The following is a 14,547-nucleotide window of genomic DNA, read 5'->3' as shown; positions in this document are numbered from 1 at the left end:
CGTAACAAAACTGACATGGTGGCGACATGGCAGGTTCATGTGGCTGCGTTAGGCGAGAGCCTGACGATCAATATGCTCCGCACTGGAACCTGCTCATGTCAGCAAGCTCTGCCACGCTCGAAATCCGCGGCGTCAGCCGACGATTTGGCAAGAACACCGCCGTCAGCGACGTCAACATCTCGATTCCGCAGGGTCAGATGGTCGGCGTCATCGGTCGTTCGGGCGCCGGCAAATCGACCCTTCTTCGCATGATCAACCGTCTCGTCGACCCCAGCCAGGGGTCGATTTTTTTTGACGGCGCCGAGGTCTCCCAGTTGCGAGGCTCGCCGCTGCGGCGCTGGCAACGCGACTGCGCCATGATCTTCCAGCAGTTCAACCTGGTGCCGCGCCTCGACGTGCTGACCAACGTGCTGCTTGGCAAGTTGAACCACCGCTCGACCCTGTCGAACCTTCTCGGCATGTTCTCGCGCGCCGAATGTGCCGAGGCCGTCGCGGCCCTCGAGCGGCTCGACATCGCCCGCACCGCACTTCAGCCCGCCGGCACGCTGTCTGGCGGCCAGCAGCAGCGCGTCGCCATCGCCCGTGCCCTGATGCAGCAGCCCAAAGTGATCCTCGCCGACGAGCCGATCGCCTCGCTCGACCCGCTCAACGCCAAGGTGGTGATGGATTCGCTGCAGGACATCAATCTGCGCGAAGGCATTACCGTCGTCACCAATCTGCATACGCTGGATACCGCCCGCGCCTATTGCAACCGCATCATCGGCATGTCCGCCGGCAAGGTCGTCCTCGACGGCCCGCCCGAAGAACTCAACCGCGAGGCGGTGCGTCTCGTCTATGGCGCCGACGCCAGTGGCAGCGAAATCTCCGAGGCAATCACCTCCACCAGCGCTGCCTTCAGGCAGAAGATTGCAGCATCCGCGGACCGCTCGAACCTGCATTCCCAGGTTACTGAGTTCAAGAAAGAGCGGCCTGGATCGTCCGCCCGCGTCAAGGGCACTTGTTGAGATCAAGAACGCTGCCGGCGCGGGGCCGGAACTTACAGGAGAAATGACAGATGTTCAGGAAGATGGTCTTCAGCGCCGTTTCGGTGCTCGCCATGGCAACCAGCATGGCCCACGCCGCCGACATGAAGGAATTCCGCGTCGGCATTCTCGGCGGTGAAAACGAAACCGACCGGCTGCGCAACTATCAGTGCCTGGCCGACCATCTGAAGGCCGAATTCGGCTTCGAGAAGGTCTCGCTGTTCCCCGCCGCCGACTATGACGGCGTCATCCAGGGCCTGCTCGGCGGCACGCTCGACTTCGCCGAACTCGGCGCCTCCGGCTATGCCAGCGTCTACATCAAGGACCCGAAGGCCGTCACGCCGATCCTCACCACCCAGCAGACCGACGGCGCCACGGGCTATTATTCGATCGGCCTGGCGCTGAAGTCCTCCGGCATCACCGACATCAAGTCGGCCAAGGGCAAGAAGCTCGGTTACGCCGATCCGGATTCGACCTCCGGCTACCTGATCCCGCTGACCCAGATTCCGAAGACCACCGGCGCCTCGAACGAGACCTATTTCGCCTCGACCCAGTTCAATGGCGGCCACGAGAACAACGTCCTGGCCGTGCGCGACGGCAAGGTCGATGTCGCAGTGGACGATTCCTCCGGCATTGGCGACTTCAAGAACGGCTACACCTCCGGCACCTTCCACAAGGAAGTCGCCAAGGGCGCCGTCGACCCCAACGACTTCGTCGAAGTCTGGCGCTCGGGCCTGATCCCGAACGGCCCGCTGGTCGTGCGCGCCGCGCTCGGCGACGAGATGACCGCCAAGCTCGCCGCCTTCTTCACCGACCTCCCCAAGAAGGACAAAGCTTGCTTCGAGGGCGTCGAAGGTGGCGATTTCACCGGCTACGTTCCGGTGAAGCCGGACTTCTACAACGTCATCGTCGAAGCCCGTAAGGCGGCCATCGGCGGCTAACGGCGAAATCGGAAAGGGTGGCGTTACTAAAGCGACGTGCGTCCACTTGGACGCACAAAGTACGCTTTAGCAACTAGGATTGCCGCATCGGACTTTCCGAAAATCGGACTTCGATTTTCGGGCCGATGCGGCGGCACCGCCCTTTTGCATCTCCGATCATGACCCTGTCCGTGACAGCACCCTCTTTGACAACGCCTTCTGTCGCCACCCGCCAGATGGCCGATGCCTGGCGACGCCAGACGTCGCTGCGCCGGTTCTACACGGTGCTCGGCGTCGGACTGCTGCTCGTCGCCATGTTCGCCAGCATGTGGTTCGCCGACGAAGCCAATGCCGGTCATTTCTTCGACCGGCTGCCGCACATCCTGGATTTCCTGAGCTGGCTCATCCCGAAGGACTGGAACGACGTCTGGCGGGCGCTGTTCGACGTTGCCTCGCCGCATGACACCGGCACGCAAGAATTCAACTTTCCGCTCGGCCGCGTCTATGTCTGGGGCGGATTCTACATTCCCGAATATTTCGAGCTCATGATCACGACGGTCAATGTGGCACTGGTCTCGACCTTCGTCGGCTTCGTCTTCGCGGTACCCTTTTCCTTTATCGCGGCGCGCAACCTGACGCCCCACCCCGCTTTGAGGCTGGTCGTCAAGCGCTTCATGGAGCTGCTGCGCGCCTTTCCGGAAATCGTCATCGCCGGTCTCTTCGCGGCCATCGTCTCGACCGGCCCGATCGCCGCCATCATCGCCATCGGCCTGCATTCGATCGGCGCGCTCGGCAAGCTGTTCTACGAAATCAACGAGAACATCGACATGCGCGCCGAGGAAGGCCTTCGCGCGGTCGGAGGCAACTGGTTCGAGCGGGTGCGCTTCGCCGACCTGCCGCAGGTGCTGCCCAATTTCATGTCCTACACGCTGCTGCGCGTCGAGATCAATGTGCGCGCCTCGACCATCATCGGCGCCGTCGGCGGCGGCGGCATCGGCGAAGAACTGAAGCTATCCATCTCGCGAGGATTCGGCGCCAAGACGCTGGCGCTGGTGCTGCTCCTGTTCACCACCATCTTCATCATCGACCAGTTTTCCGCCTGGCTCCGCCGCAAGCTGGTCGGCGAACAGGCCTTTATGATGGGGGCTTAGACCATGACGCCGAATCGAAAGACCATGTTAGCGAAAAGTGGCATCCGGGGTTCTCGGACAAATGGGAACTGTTTTGTCCAAGAGGTCTTGGCCAAATGGAAAGACAAAACATGGCGACCATGACCGCGCAGGAGATGCTGTCGATCGAGGAGCGCTATCCCCAGGTGTTCCGGCGGCCGCTGTACAAGCGCTTTGCTCCGCTCTTCCTGTTCGTCGGTATCCTGACTTACCTCATCTACGTCCTGTGGTTCTTCAGCCTGCCGCAAGTGCTGCGGGAATCGCATTGGGAGCGTCTGCCGCTCTTCCTGACGCAATGGATCAGCTATGATCTGCAGCCGGAGTTCCGCCTCGACCAGCCTCAGATCACGCCCCGATACCCGCGCTTTTCAGCGCTTGGCGAAAGCCCGAACCCTGACTGGGTGATCAGGAACCCGGACGGCAGCTTCACCGTGCTGATCGACGGCGCGGCAAAATCCGTCACCTTCGACAAGGCGCTGGCGACGATCGTGGCCAACGGCCAGACGGTGCCGATGTCGCTGACCAGCGGCAAGCCCGTGGTCGCGGGTCCGGTGCCGGACTGGATCACGGTGCATGACGACGAGGTCGTCGCCAAGATGGGCTTCGTCGGCGAGGTGCGCGTCACCGTCGACCGCGTCAAGGTGCGCAAGCGCTTCCTCGGCTGGGCGAACTTCGTCTTCGACACACGTTCGCCCTTCTTCGGCAAATCGGCGGGAGAAGTGGTCTCGCTGATCGTTTCAGGGCCTGAACTCAAGCCCGGCACATCCAATCTGGCGCTGGCCGGCGACAACATCTGGAACAACGCCCAGTGGCAGCACGGCGATGTCTGGACGAAGCTTTTGCAGACCATCGTCATGGCATTCCTGGGCACGCTGCTCGGCGGCATCGTCGCCTTCCCGCTTGCCTTCTTCGCCGCCCGCAACATCACGCCGAGCGGCGTGCTCAGCCAGGTGCTCAAGCGCTTCTTCGACTTCATGCGCTCGGTCGACATGCTGATCTGGGCGCTGTTCTTCACCCGCGCCTTCGGTCCCGGCCCGCTGGCCGGCAGTGCCGCGATCTTCTTCACCGAGATCGGCACGCTCGGCAAAACCTATTCCGAGGCGCTGGAAAACATCGATGACAAGCCGCGTGAGGGCGTGCTGTCTACCGGCGCCAACGGCTTGCTGGTGCAGCGCTACGGCGTGATGCCGGAAGTGATACCCGTCTTCATCAGTCAGACACTCTATCAGTGGGAATCCAACACCCGCGGTGCCACCATCATCGGCGCCGTCGGTGCCGGCGGCATTGGCCTGAAGCTTTGGGAGGCGATGCGCACCAACTCCAACTGGGCCAACGTCTTCTACATGGTGCTGTTGATCCTGGTGGTTGTCTTCATCTTCGACAACATCTCGAATTTCCTGCGCCGGAGGCTCAGCCGCACCATCCATGACTACAACAGGCTCCAGGCAGAGCAGGGTTAGCCGGCGCAATGTCAGCGCCGCACCGCCTTCGCCATCCAAGGACGAAGCGACGCGACGCAGAGCCGAGGATGACGAAGGACGAGCGGGCTTAAGCCGCCTTCTTCCAGCCGTTCTTGATATGCTTATACCCCTCCCGATAAACCGCTTCCGGCGTTTCGGAAAAGTCGCGCCAAACCTTGGTCGCCGCCGCCAGATCCTTCAGCGAGCGGCCGAAGGACTCGATCGTCAGCCAGTCGTCATAGCCGCTCTTGCGGATCGCCGCGAAGGTCTCTTTCCACGGAATGTTGCCGCGCCCCGGCACGCCACGATCATTCTCCGATATGTGGATATGAACGACATTCCTGCGATGTTTCGTATAGGCGCCGATCGGGTCGGCCTCCTCGATATTGGCATGAAAAGTGTCGTACATCGCCTTGATGTGCGGCCGGCCGACGGCGTCGATGTGCTCGGACAGGTCCGCCATGGTGTTGAAAAGATAACATTCGAAGCGGTTCAGCGCCTCCAGCCCGATGGTGACGTTGCGCTTGCCGGCATGGTCGCCGATGGCGCGTTGCGAGGCGAGGGAACGGTTCTTCTCGGCGGGTGTAGGCCCGCTGCCGGAGAAGGCGCCAAGCGTCGAATGCAACGGTCCGCTCAGCGTCCTCGCGCCAAGCGCATCGGCGCAATCGACGGCCCATTTCATGTACTCGACACCGGCCTTGCGCGTTGCCGCATCGGCCGAGATCAGGTTCATCGAGGGATCGCCCATCGCCGAGACCGCTGTGCGCTCCAAACCGATGCGATCGAGCAGGTCGCCTAGCTTTTTGTAATCGTCAGGTACCCCGACAAAGATCGGTATCTCGACGCCGTCGAAGCCCGTCGCCTTGATGTCGCGAAGCAGCGGCTCGTGCTTCTTCGACACCGCTGTCGTCCACAAGAACATGCACATGCCGATTTTCATCGACGCCCTCCCCCATCACCTTCGGCCAAGGGGTGTCGAGGTTCAGGTCAGGCCGAGCCGAAAATGGTGGATTCCGAGAACCGGAGCGGAGCGTACTTTTGGGTACGTGAGCTCAGTTCTACTGCGACGCAGTAGAACGGGGAAGCGCAGAAAGCCATCGTTTGCAGGCCGGCATCACCTGAAGATCATCACCCCCTAAAGCTTCGTCCACGCCCCGTTCTTCCTCGACGACTTCACGCAGGCTTCGATGAAGGCCATGCCCTCGACGCCATCCTGGATGGTCGGGAAGACGACATCCTTCGCCGGCTTGCCCCCCTTCCTGCGCGCCGCGCGGATTGCGCGTGCCGCCTCCTGGTAAATATTGGCGAAACCTTCGAGATAACCCTCGGGATGGCCCGGCGGCACGCGGCTGACACGGCCCGCCACCGGCAGCGCGCCGGCGCCGTTGCGGGTGATCAACTGCTTCGGCTGGCCGAACGGCGTGTACCAGAGATAGTTCGGATCGGCCTGTACCCATTCCAGCCCGCCCTTCGAGCCATAGATGCGCAGCTTCAGCCCGTTCTCATGGCCGGGCGCTACCTGGCTAGCCCAGATCATACCCTTGGCCGGATGCGTCTTGCCGGTGGGCTTGAAGCGCAGCATGACGTTGACATTGTCATCGAGCAGCCGCCCCGGCACGAAGGCGTCGAGGTCGGCCGAGAGCGAATCGAGTTCCAGCCCGGAGACGAAGCGGGCCAGATTGTAGGCGTGGGTGCCGATGTCGCCCAGCGCACCGCCCGCCCCCGCCTGTTTCGGATCGCCGCGCCATGAAGCCTGTTTCTGGCCGGTGGCGGCGAGGTCTTCGGTCAGCCAGTCCTGCGGATATTCCGACTGCACGATGCGGATGTCGCCGAGCACGCCCTTGGCCACCATCTCGCGCGCCTGCCGTACCATCGGATAGGCAGTGTAGTTGTGGGTCAGCACGAACACCTTGCCGGTCTTCTCGACGATCGCCGCGAGCTTCTTCGCTTCGGCCAACGTCGTTGCCAGCGGCTTGTCGCAGATCACGTGGATGCCGGCCTCGAGAAAGGCCTTGGCAGCCGGCACATGGACATTGTTCGGGGTGACGATGGCCACCGCCTCGATGCCGTCGGGGCGCTTGGCCTCGGCCTTCGCCATCTCGGCATAGGAGGCGTAGCTGCGCTCCGCATCGAGGCCGAGTTCGGCGGCCGATGCCTTGGCGCGCTCGGCATTGGCCGACAGCGCGCCGGCCACCAGCACGAACTCATTGTCCATGCGCGCCGCGATGCGATGCACCGCGCCGATGAAGGCGCCTTGCCCGCCGCCAACCATGCCGTAGCGGATCGGGCCGCCTCCCGTCTCCGATTTCGATGCGCCGACCATTTTGTTCTCCTGGTTGTTCACCTCCCCCTTGAGGGGAGGTCGATCCGCGCAGCGGATCGGGTGGGGTCGCCGGGCGTAGAGCTCGGCATCAACCGACCCCACCCGGCCCTTCGGGCCACCCTCCCCTCGAGGGGGAGGGAAACGTTTTTAGATTCCCATCATGGCCCGCAGCAGCTTCTTGTCGGTCGTACCGCTGGCGAAATCGTCGAATGCCCTCTCGGTCACTCGGATGATGTGGTGCTGGATGAAGGGCGCGCCCTCCGCCGCGCCATCCTCGGGATGCTTCAGGCAACACTCCCATTCCAGCACCGCCCAGGAATCATAATTGTACTGCGTCAGCTTGGAGAAGATGCCGCCGAAATCCACCTGCCCGTCGCCGAGCGAGCGGAAGCGGCCAGCACGATTGGTCCAGCTCTGATAGCCGGAATAGACGCCCTGCCGCCCGGTCGGGTTGAACTCGGCGTCCTTGACGTGGAAGGCCTTGATCCGCTCGTGGTAGATGTCGATGAATTCGAGATAGTCGAGCTGCTGCAACAGGAAGTGCGACGGGTCGTAGTTGATGTTGCAGCGCTTGTGGCCGCCGACCACATCAAGGAACATCTCGAACGTCGCGCCGTCGAACACGTCTTCCGAGGGATGGATTTCGTAGCCGACATCGACCCCATTGTCCTCATAGACATCGAGGATCGGCTTCCAGCGTTTGCCGAGTTCGCCGAAGGCTTCCTCGATCAGCCCGGCCGGCCGCTGCGGGAAGGGATAAAGGTAAGGGAAAGCCAGCGAGCCGGTGAACGACACCGAGGCATTCAGCCCGAGATTGCGCGATGCCTTGGCGCCGAATTTCATCTGCTCGACCGCCCACTTCTGCCGTGCCTTCGGATTGTTGTGCACCGAAGGCGGCGCGAAACCATCCATCTGCGCGTCATAGGCCGGATGCACCGCCACCAGCTGCCCCTGCAGATGCGTCGACAGTTCGGTGATCTCGACGCCGGCATCGGCGCAGATGCCCTTCACCTCGTCGCAATAGGTCTTGGACGAGGCCGCCTTCTCGAGGTCGAACAGGCGAGCGTCCCAGGTCGGGATCTGCACGCCCTTGTAGCCGAGACCGGCGGCCCATTTGGTGATCGAGGCCAGCGAATTGAATGGCGCCGCGTCACCCGCGAACTGCGCCAGAAACAGTCCAGGGCCCTTCATTGTCGTCGGCATCGGCATCCTCCCTCATTGTGTCGCGACCAAGCATAGCGCCGATTGGAAGCAGGGCCAGCCATTTTGGTCTTTTCGCAGCAGGCGCTTCGGTGGCGCTGCCATTCTGGTATTACCAAATAGCGGAATTTGGTCAAGCCTGACAATGGTTCGGCAAAACCCTCGGCATATCCAGATTATTGGCATAAATCGCAATATAATCAATGAAATAATTCTTACAAAAAGTTGCATTGCCGCGCTTCTTGCCGTTCCTCGGAATTTGCTGTAGACCTCACTTAAGGCCCAATTGGTCGAACCAGTTGTAGGAAAAAGGCTGGGGATGCCTTGGGGAGGAACCCTTGCGTCGCCTTTCGGCGATGCATGTCGCAGGCAAACCATACGGACGAATTTGGGAAGGACAGACCATGCATCTTTCGACGCACAACTGGATGCGCGCGGAACCGTTGGAGACGACGCTGAAGCGCATCAAGAAGTTCGGCTATGAGTCGATCGAGATTTCCGGCGAGCCCGAGCAGTACAAGACCAAGGAGACGCGCGCGCTGTTGAAGGAGCACGGCATCCGCTGCTGGGGCGCGGTGACCTTGATGCTGGGTGAACGCAATCTTGCCGCCAGGAACCAGGGCCAGCGCGAGCGCTCCGTTCAATACGTCAAGGACGTGCTGACCATGGTCAGCGAGCTTGATGGCGAGATCATCACGCTCGTCCCCGCGACGGTCGGCAAGGTGGTGCCGGACGGTACCGAGGAAGAGGAATGGAAGTGGGTGGTCGACGCGACCCGAGAGTGCTTCACCCATGCCAAGAAGGTCGGCGTCAAGATCGCCGTCGAGCCGCTCAATCGGTTCGAGACCTATCTGTTCAACCGTGGCGCCCAGGCGCTGGCGCTGGCCGACGCGGTCAGCCCCGAATGCGGCGTCTGCCTCGACGCCTACCACATCCACATGGAGGAATTTAACGTCCATGACGCGATCCGTCAGGTCGGAAAGCGCCTGTTCGACTTCCACGTCGCCGACAACAACCGCTTCGCCGCCGGCCTTGGCCAGATCGACTGGCCCAGGATCGTCGCCACCTTGAAGGAGGTCGGCTACGACGGCGCGCTGACCAACGAGTTCGTCGCCCCGGTCGACCGCACGCCGGCGGCGCCGTATCCGGATATGGTCGAGCGCCACCCGGTCGATATTTCGCCTGAGCAACTGAAGTTCATCCAGGACCACGGCTCCAGCGTGCTCACCGAAAAATTCTACACCGACCAGATGCGCATCACCGCCGAAACGCTGCTGCCGCTGATCAAGTAGTCGACTGCTTCCGGGAAATTTGCCCTTCCGCCCGACCGGCGGCAGGGCTGGGGAAAGACATGCGCATCAAGACCGTCCAAGCCTGGTGGGTCCGCATCCCGATCGAAGCCGCGAAGCAACATCGCAGCGACTTCGGCCAGGTGACGACCTTCGACGCCGCCATCCTGCGCATCGAAACCGATGACGGGCTGGTCGGCTGGGGCGAAGGCAAGAACGCCGCCGGCAGCGCCGGCAGCTACGGCGCCCTTGTCCACATGCTGAACCAGGAGGTCGGGCCGCAGTTGATCGGCCGCGACCCGGCCGACATCGGCATCATCTGGGAAATGCTCTACAATGGCGTGCGCCACGACAGCGCCGCACGCGCCGGCCACGCCATGCCGCAACTGGCGCGGCGCGGCATGAGCATCGCCGCCATCAGCGCCGTCGACATCGCGCTCTGGGATATTTTGGGGAAGTCGCTGGGCCAGCCGGTCTGGCGGCTGCTTGGCGGGCGCAAGGCTGATCGCATCCAGGCCTATGCCTCCGGAGGCTGGGCGTCCGCCGATGCGATCGGCGAACAACTGAAATCCTACATTGCCAGGGGCGGCTTCAAGGCGCTGAAGATGCGCGTCGGCTCCATGGATGGCGCCGCGCACATTTCAGCCGCCCGCGTGCGCGCCGCGCGCCAGGCGCTCGGCCCTGATGTCGAGCTGATGGTCGACGCCCACGGCACCTATACGGTGGCGGAAGCCAAGCGCTTCATCCATCTCGTCAACGACCTCGATCTGGCCTGGTTCGAGGAACCTGTGATCGCCGACGACAAGCCGGGGATGGCGGAAGTGCGCGCCTCCGGCGCCGTGCCCATCGCCACCGGCGAAAGCGAGGCGACACGCTATGCCTTCCGCGACCTCGCCATGCTCAAGGCCGCCGACATCTTCCAGCCCGATCCCGCCTTCTGCGGCGGCATCAGCGAGGCGATGAAGATCGGCACCATCGCCAGCGCCTTCAATCTGCGCTTCGCGCCGCATCTGTGGGCCGGCGCCCCTTGTTTCTTCGCCGGCCTGCATGTCTGCGCCGCCTCGCCATCGAGTTTCACCATCGAATATTCGCTCGGCGCCAACCCGATGATCCACGATCTGATCGAAGAGACTGTCGAAGCAACGGACGGTATGATAGCGATCCCGGAAAAGCCCGGATTGGGATTCACCATTTCGCAGCGATTCCTGGAGGCGCACGCGCAACGCAATTGACGATGAAAGAAAAGAACCTTCTCGCGGAACTCGCCGCCTATCTGTTCTCACACTCGGACAGTGAGACCGGCCGTACGCCGTCGGAGCGTGAACTGGCGGAGCATTTCGGCGTCAGCCGTGGCCAGATCCGCGAGGCGCTGGCCATCCTCGAGGCCATGCGCATCGTCGAGCGCCGCGCCAAGTCAGGCATCTACATCGACACCAAGCAGGCAAGCGTGGAAGCGCTGGCGCTTTTCGCCCGCGCGGGCCTGCCGCTCGATCCCTTGCAGATTTACGAGACGGTCGAATTGCGCAAGATCCACGAGATCAAGGCAGCCGAGCTTGCCTGCTCGCGCGCCACCGAGGAGAATTTCGAACGGCTGCGCGAAATCCTCAAGGCTTCCGAGGAACGCATCGCCGCCGGCGAAGGCCTGGCCAAGGAAGACCGGGAGTTTCACCTCGAAATCGTGCGCGCCACCAAGAACAGCGTCTTCCACAATATCTGCAGCGTCTACTATCTGATGGGCGAGCAGCGCCTGCCGATCTACTTCAACGACCCCGAACGCTCGGTGCGCTCGCATGCCGAGCACGTGCAGATCTACGAGGCGCTGCTGCGTCGCGACGGCAATCTCGCCCAAGCGCTGATGAGCGCCCACCTGCAAGGGGCGGAGAGCTACTGGAAGGGTCTGATCGAGGGCGACAAGGCGGTTGCGTCGCCAAGCCCGGCGCTCGAAAAGGCCTGACCGTGGACCAGCCAAAGATCCTGTCGACCCATCCGCTGCACCCGCGTGCGTCGGCCAAGCTCGCCGGCGCCGGCCAGCTTGTGATCGCATCGGCGCTTGACCCTGCCACCCTGGCCAGGGAAGCCAGGGATGCCGACATCGTCATCGTGCGCGCGCCGCTGCCGCCGGCACTGTTCGAGGGCGCCTGGAAGCTGCGGGCTGCCATCCGCCATGGCGCCGGGCTCGACATGATCCCGATGGAAGCAGCAGCAGCAGCCGGCGTGCTGGTGGCCAATGTGCCGGCGGTCAATGCACGCTCGGTCGCGGAACACGTCATGTTCGCCGCACTCGCGCTGCTGCGGCAATTCCGCCGGGTCGACCGCGACCTGCGCGCCCGGGGCTGGCTTGCCGGGCGCGAGCATGCCAACGCCAATACCGAGCTCGCCGGCAAAACCATCGGCATTGTCGGCCTCGGCGCCGTCGGACAAGCCGTCGGCCATATCGCCGCGCACGGTTTCGACCTGAAAGTGGTGGCAACGACGCGCAGCATGCAGCCGGCGCCTGAAAAAGTCGGCTTCCTGTCGATCGACGCGCTGGTCGAGCAGAGCGACATTATCGTGCTCTGCTGCCCACTGACGCCGGAAACGCGCGGCCTGATCAGCCGCGAGCGTATCGCCCGCATGAAGCCCACCGCGCTGTTGATCAACGTGTCGCGCGGGCCGGTCGTCGATGACGACGCCCTGATCGACGCCTTGCGGGAACGCCGCATCGGCGGTGCCGCACTCGACGTGTTTTCGACGCAGCCGCTGCCGTCAGATCATCCTTATTTCGGCTTCGACAACGTCATCATCACCCCGCATATGGCAGGCATCACCGAGGAATCGATGATGCGCATGGGCGTCGGCGCGGCAGGAGAAGCCTTGCTGGTGCTGGCGGGCAAGCTGCCGGTCAATCTGCGCAATCCCGAAGTGGTCGACCATTACCGCAGGCGGTTTCCGCTCGACATATAGCAATCGCGGTTTCGCCCCAATTCTCCGCGACGTTGCGGCCATGTCCGGTCTTCGCCTCGCATTTCTGACTGTTGTCGCTTCGTCGATCTGCACCCTGCCGGCAGTCGCCGCGGCCGAGAGCAGCTATGTCTACTGCGACAACGGACTGCGCTGCTTCAAAGCGCCCTGCCCCTCGAACAGCGCGCTCGACCTTGTCAACGGCGCAATCATCAAGGGTGTGTCAATCGACACGAGCGGATTGCCGCAATCGGACAAGGCTATAACGGATCAGTCCGACGTGCTTTACAGCGGAAAGATCGTCGTCAGGGCTTCGATAGAGCATCGCACCCAGACCTTCACCGGCAAGGACTACAGCCTGCCATGGCTGGTCGCGACCCGCATCGTGCGCACCACCACGGCTAACGAACGCAAGCACTGTTCGTCGCCCTGATTATCCGCCAATTGCCGATGAGCCACCCAGCAGCCTCTCCACTTCAGCGGCAATCCGCAGAAGACGGCGGTCATGGCCGTTGCGCGCGACCAGCATCAGTCCCGCCGGCAGCGCCATACCGGGCATCGGCAGCGAGATCGCGCAGAGGTCGAACTGGTTGGCAACCTGCGTGTTGCGCAGAAGCAGGCCTTCGACATGGTCGCGCAATTCGGTATCCCCGGCCAGGGAAACAATGGTCGGTGCCGTCACCGGCGTGGTCGGCAGAGCCAGCACGTCCAACGATGCCAACCGCTCGTCCATGGCGGCTGCCAGGGCGGCGCGGCGGCGCAAGGCCCTTATATAGACCGGCGTCGGCAGCATTGCCGCCCGTGACAAGGGGCCGCTGACGTGCGGGTCGACCGGCATCAAGACGCCCGTCGCCAGCCAGTCGGCATGAATCTCGGCTCCTTCCATGGCGGCGATCGAACCCCGCTTGGTGGCCGCGCGCAACTCCGCGATCATATCGTCAATCGATAGATCCGTAATGCGCGCACCAGCCTGTTCGATCTTGCCGAGACAATGCTCGAAGGTCGCCGCAACCTCGCCTTCCATGTTACCGAAAAGAACGCCGCGTGGGATGCCAATGCGAAGTCCCGAGAGGGGAATTGCCGCCAGTTCGCTTGGTGCCTCGCCGACCATCACCGCGTCCGTTGCGGCGCATTGCGCGACGGTTCGGGCAAGCGGCCCGATCGAGTCCAATGTACCCGACAGTGGAAATGCACCGGCCAGCGGCACGCGCCGCGCCGTCGGTTTGAAGCCGACGACGCCATTAAGCGCCGCCGGAATGCGGATCGATCCGCCGGTGTCGGAGCCGATCGAGACGTCGCTCGTGCCCTCGCCAACCGAGACGCCGGCGCCCGAGGATGAACCGCCGGGAATATGGCCGGCGTCGGCGGCATTGCCTGGCGTGCCGTAGTGCATGTTGTCGCCGATCGCCGTGAAGGCGAATTCGGTCATGTTGGTCTTGCCGACGATCACCGCGCCGGCCTGACGAAGCCGGCTGACGATGATGGCATCGCGCACAGCCGGTGCGGCGGTCTTGCGCATCAGTGAGCCGGCCGTCGTCGCCTCGCCGGCGACATCGAACAGATCCTTGATCGAGACCAGGGTGCCGTCGAGCGGTCCGAGCGTCACGCCGGCTCGGCTGCGGGCGTCACTGGCATCAGCCGCGGCCCGTGCGGGTTCGACATAGAGCCTGGTGAAGACCTTCTCGTCGGCCGCACGATTGGCGAGACGTGACAGGATGATTTCGAGACGGTCGCGGATGGATTGCATGTCGATGTCGGACTCCGTCAGGATGCAACGTCTTTAAGGCAAGCAGCCGTTCGGCCTGCGGAAGGGATAACCCGGCCAGCGTGCCTTTGCACCTGCCAGCGATAGGAAGATACTGATGCTGTATAAGGGCAGCTGTCATTGCGGCAACGTCGCATTCGAGGTCGAGGGCGAGCTTGGCGGCGCTGTGCGCTGCAATTGCTCGATCTGCGCCCGCAAGGGTGCGCTGCTGTGGGCCGTGCCGCATGACAGGCTTACCCTCGTCGCCTGGGGCGACGATCTTGGCCGCTACACATTCGGCGAGGCGAAGATCGCGCATCGCTTCTGCCGCGGTTGCGGCATCCACCCTTTCGCCGAGGACGTCCGCGAAGATGGTGAGCGCAACGCCTATATCAACCTCAACTGCGTTGCCGATGTCGACCCTTCCACCTTGTCGGTCTTCGATTTCGACGGGCGTTCGGCCTGAGCGATTCTACATTG

Annotated in this window: 13 protein-coding genes and 1 pseudogene; 10 read left to right on the top strand and 4 right to left on the bottom strand. The window is 63.0% G+C overall.

What is annotated here, in order from left to right:
* The first annotated feature begins 95 nt into the window (after window positions 1-95).
* From phnC to phnE (EB233_RS08850), 4 genes and pseudogenes are all read left to right on the top strand, one after another.
* A pseudogene (gene phnC / locus EB233_RS08865) lies at window positions 96-952 on the top strand (phosphonate ABC transporter ATP-binding protein).
* A gap of 102 nt (window positions 953-1,054) precedes the next feature.
* Window positions 1,055-1,963 carry a phosphonate ABC transporter substrate-binding protein gene (gene phnD, locus EB233_RS08860; RefSeq protein WP_064991933.1) on the top strand — a complete coding sequence of 303 codons (909 nt, stop codon included), beginning with the start codon at window positions 1,055-1,057 and terminating at the stop codon, window positions 1,961-1,963.
* Window positions 1,964-2,121: 158 nt separating this feature from the next.
* Window positions 2,122-3,093 carry a phosphonate ABC transporter, permease protein PhnE gene (gene phnE, locus EB233_RS08855; RefSeq protein ID WP_064992114.1) on the top strand — a complete coding sequence of 324 codons (972 nt, stop codon included), beginning with the start codon at window positions 2,122-2,124 and terminating at the stop codon, window positions 3,091-3,093.
* 110 nt (window positions 3,094-3,203) lie between these two features.
* Entirely contained in the window at window positions 3,204-4,571 is a 1,368-nt protein-coding gene (gene phnE / locus EB233_RS08850; protein WP_064992113.1) for a phosphonate ABC transporter, permease protein PhnE, read from the top strand.
* A gap of 88 nt (window positions 4,572-4,659) precedes the next feature.
* Here phnE (EB233_RS08850) and EB233_RS08845 read toward each other — a convergent pair whose 3' ends face one another.
* The 3 genes from EB233_RS08845 to EB233_RS08835 all read right to left on the bottom strand — a co-directional run bounded on the left by EB233_RS08845 (window position 4,660) and on the right by EB233_RS08835 (window position 8,097).
* Complete coding sequence (locus EB233_RS08845) at window positions 4,660-5,511, bottom strand: sugar phosphate isomerase/epimerase family protein (protein WP_064991932.1); 852 nt, start codon at window positions 5,509-5,511, stop codon at window positions 4,660-4,662.
* 195 nt (window positions 5,512-5,706) lie between these two features.
* On the bottom strand, window positions 5,707-6,894 hold the full coding sequence (locus EB233_RS08840) for a Gfo/Idh/MocA family protein (protein ID WP_064992112.1): 1,188 nt from the start codon (window positions 6,892-6,894) through the stop codon (window positions 5,707-5,709).
* A gap of 147 nt (window positions 6,895-7,041) precedes the next feature.
* Complete coding sequence (locus EB233_RS08835) at window positions 7,042-8,097, bottom strand: sugar phosphate isomerase/epimerase family protein (RefSeq protein WP_064992111.1); 1,056 nt, start codon at window positions 8,095-8,097, stop codon at window positions 7,042-7,044.
* Window positions 8,098-8,498: 401 nt separating this feature from the next.
* Here EB233_RS08835 and EB233_RS08830 point away from each other — a divergent pair, with 401 nt between their 5' ends.
* From EB233_RS08830 to EB233_RS08810, 5 genes are read left to right on the top strand one after another with little or no spacing between them, the layout of a single operon-like run.
* The gene (locus tag EB233_RS08830; RefSeq protein ID WP_027054376.1) at window positions 8,499-9,386 is read left to right on the top strand and encodes a sugar phosphate isomerase/epimerase family protein; all 888 of its coding nucleotides are present in this window, start codon (window positions 8,499-8,501) and stop codon (window positions 9,384-9,386) included.
* Window positions 9,387-9,445: 59 nt separating this feature from the next.
* Window positions 9,446-10,615, top strand: a complete 1,170-nt coding sequence (locus EB233_RS08825; protein ID WP_027054375.1) for a mandelate racemase/muconate lactonizing enzyme family protein — start codon at window positions 9,446-9,448, stop codon at window positions 10,613-10,615.
* Window positions 10,616-10,617: 2 nt separating this feature from the next.
* Entirely contained in the window at window positions 10,618-11,337 is a 720-nt protein-coding gene (locus EB233_RS08820; RefSeq protein ID WP_064991931.1) for a FadR/GntR family transcriptional regulator, read from the top strand.
* Between the two features lie 2 nt (window positions 11,338-11,339).
* Complete coding sequence (locus EB233_RS08815) at window positions 11,340-12,326, top strand: hydroxyacid dehydrogenase (protein WP_081294333.1); 987 nt, start codon at window positions 11,340-11,342, stop codon at window positions 12,324-12,326.
* A gap of 40 nt (window positions 12,327-12,366) precedes the next feature.
* On the top strand, window positions 12,367-12,756 hold the full coding sequence (locus EB233_RS08810) for a hypothetical protein (protein WP_064991929.1): 390 nt from the start codon (window positions 12,367-12,369) through the stop codon (window positions 12,754-12,756).
* Here EB233_RS08810 and EB233_RS08805 read toward each other — a convergent pair whose 3' ends face one another.
* On the bottom strand, window positions 12,757-14,070 hold the full coding sequence (locus EB233_RS08805) for an amidase (protein WP_064991928.1): 1,314 nt from the start codon (window positions 14,068-14,070) through the stop codon (window positions 12,757-12,759). It lies immediately after the preceding gene.
* 115 nt (window positions 14,071-14,185) lie between these two features.
* Between EB233_RS08805 and EB233_RS08800 the strand changes: the two genes are divergently transcribed.
* Window positions 14,186-14,533, top strand: a complete 348-nt coding sequence (locus tag EB233_RS08800) for a GFA family protein (protein ID WP_064991927.1) — start codon at window positions 14,186-14,188, stop codon at window positions 14,531-14,533.
* Window positions 14,534-14,547 lie beyond the last annotated feature (14 nt).

This window comes from Mesorhizobium erdmanii, from assembly GCF_013170725.1.
Lineage (GTDB): Bacteria > Pseudomonadota > Alphaproteobacteria > Rhizobiales > Rhizobiaceae > Mesorhizobium > Mesorhizobium erdmanii.
Note: the sequence above shows the minus strand (reverse complement) of the source record. Positions and strands in the feature narration are given on the sequence as shown.

Bases quoted from the DNA above. Each gene is read 5' to 3' on its own strand.
- phnD (WP_064991933.1), top strand. From the start codon at position 1,055: ATGTTCAGGAAGATGGTCTTCAGCGCCGTTTCGGTGCTCGCCATGGCA.
- phnE (WP_064992114.1), top strand. From the start codon at position 2,122: ATGACCCTGTCCGTGACAGCACCCTCTTTGACAACGCCTTCTGTCGCC.
- phnE (WP_064992113.1), top strand. From the start codon at position 3,204: ATGGCGACCATGACCGCGCAGGAGATGCTGTCGATCGAGGAGCGCTAT.
- EB233_RS08845 (WP_064991932.1), bottom strand. From the start codon at position 5,511: ATGAAAATCGGCATGTGCATGTTCTTGTGGACGACAGCGGTGTCGAAG.
- EB233_RS08840 (WP_064992112.1), bottom strand. From the start codon at position 6,894: ATGGTCGGCGCATCGAAATCGGAGACGGGAGGCGGCCCGATCCGCTAC.
- EB233_RS08835 (WP_064992111.1), bottom strand. From the start codon at position 8,097: ATGCCGACGACAATGAAGGGCCCTGGACTGTTTCTGGCGCAGTTCGCG.
- EB233_RS08830 (WP_027054376.1), top strand. From the start codon at position 8,499: ATGCATCTTTCGACGCACAACTGGATGCGCGCGGAACCGTTGGAGACG.
- EB233_RS08825 (WP_027054375.1), top strand. From the start codon at position 9,446: ATGCGCATCAAGACCGTCCAAGCCTGGTGGGTCCGCATCCCGATCGAA.
- EB233_RS08820 (WP_064991931.1), top strand. From the start codon at position 10,618: ATGAAAGAAAAGAACCTTCTCGCGGAACTCGCCGCCTATCTGTTCTCA.
- EB233_RS08810 (WP_064991929.1), top strand. From the start codon at position 12,367: ATGTCCGGTCTTCGCCTCGCATTTCTGACTGTTGTCGCTTCGTCGATC.
- EB233_RS08805 (WP_064991928.1), bottom strand. From the start codon at position 14,070: ATGCAATCCATCCGCGACCGTCTCGAAATCATCCTGTCACGTCTCGCC.
- EB233_RS08800 (WP_064991927.1), top strand. From the start codon at position 14,186: ATGCTGTATAAGGGCAGCTGTCATTGCGGCAACGTCGCATTCGAGGTC.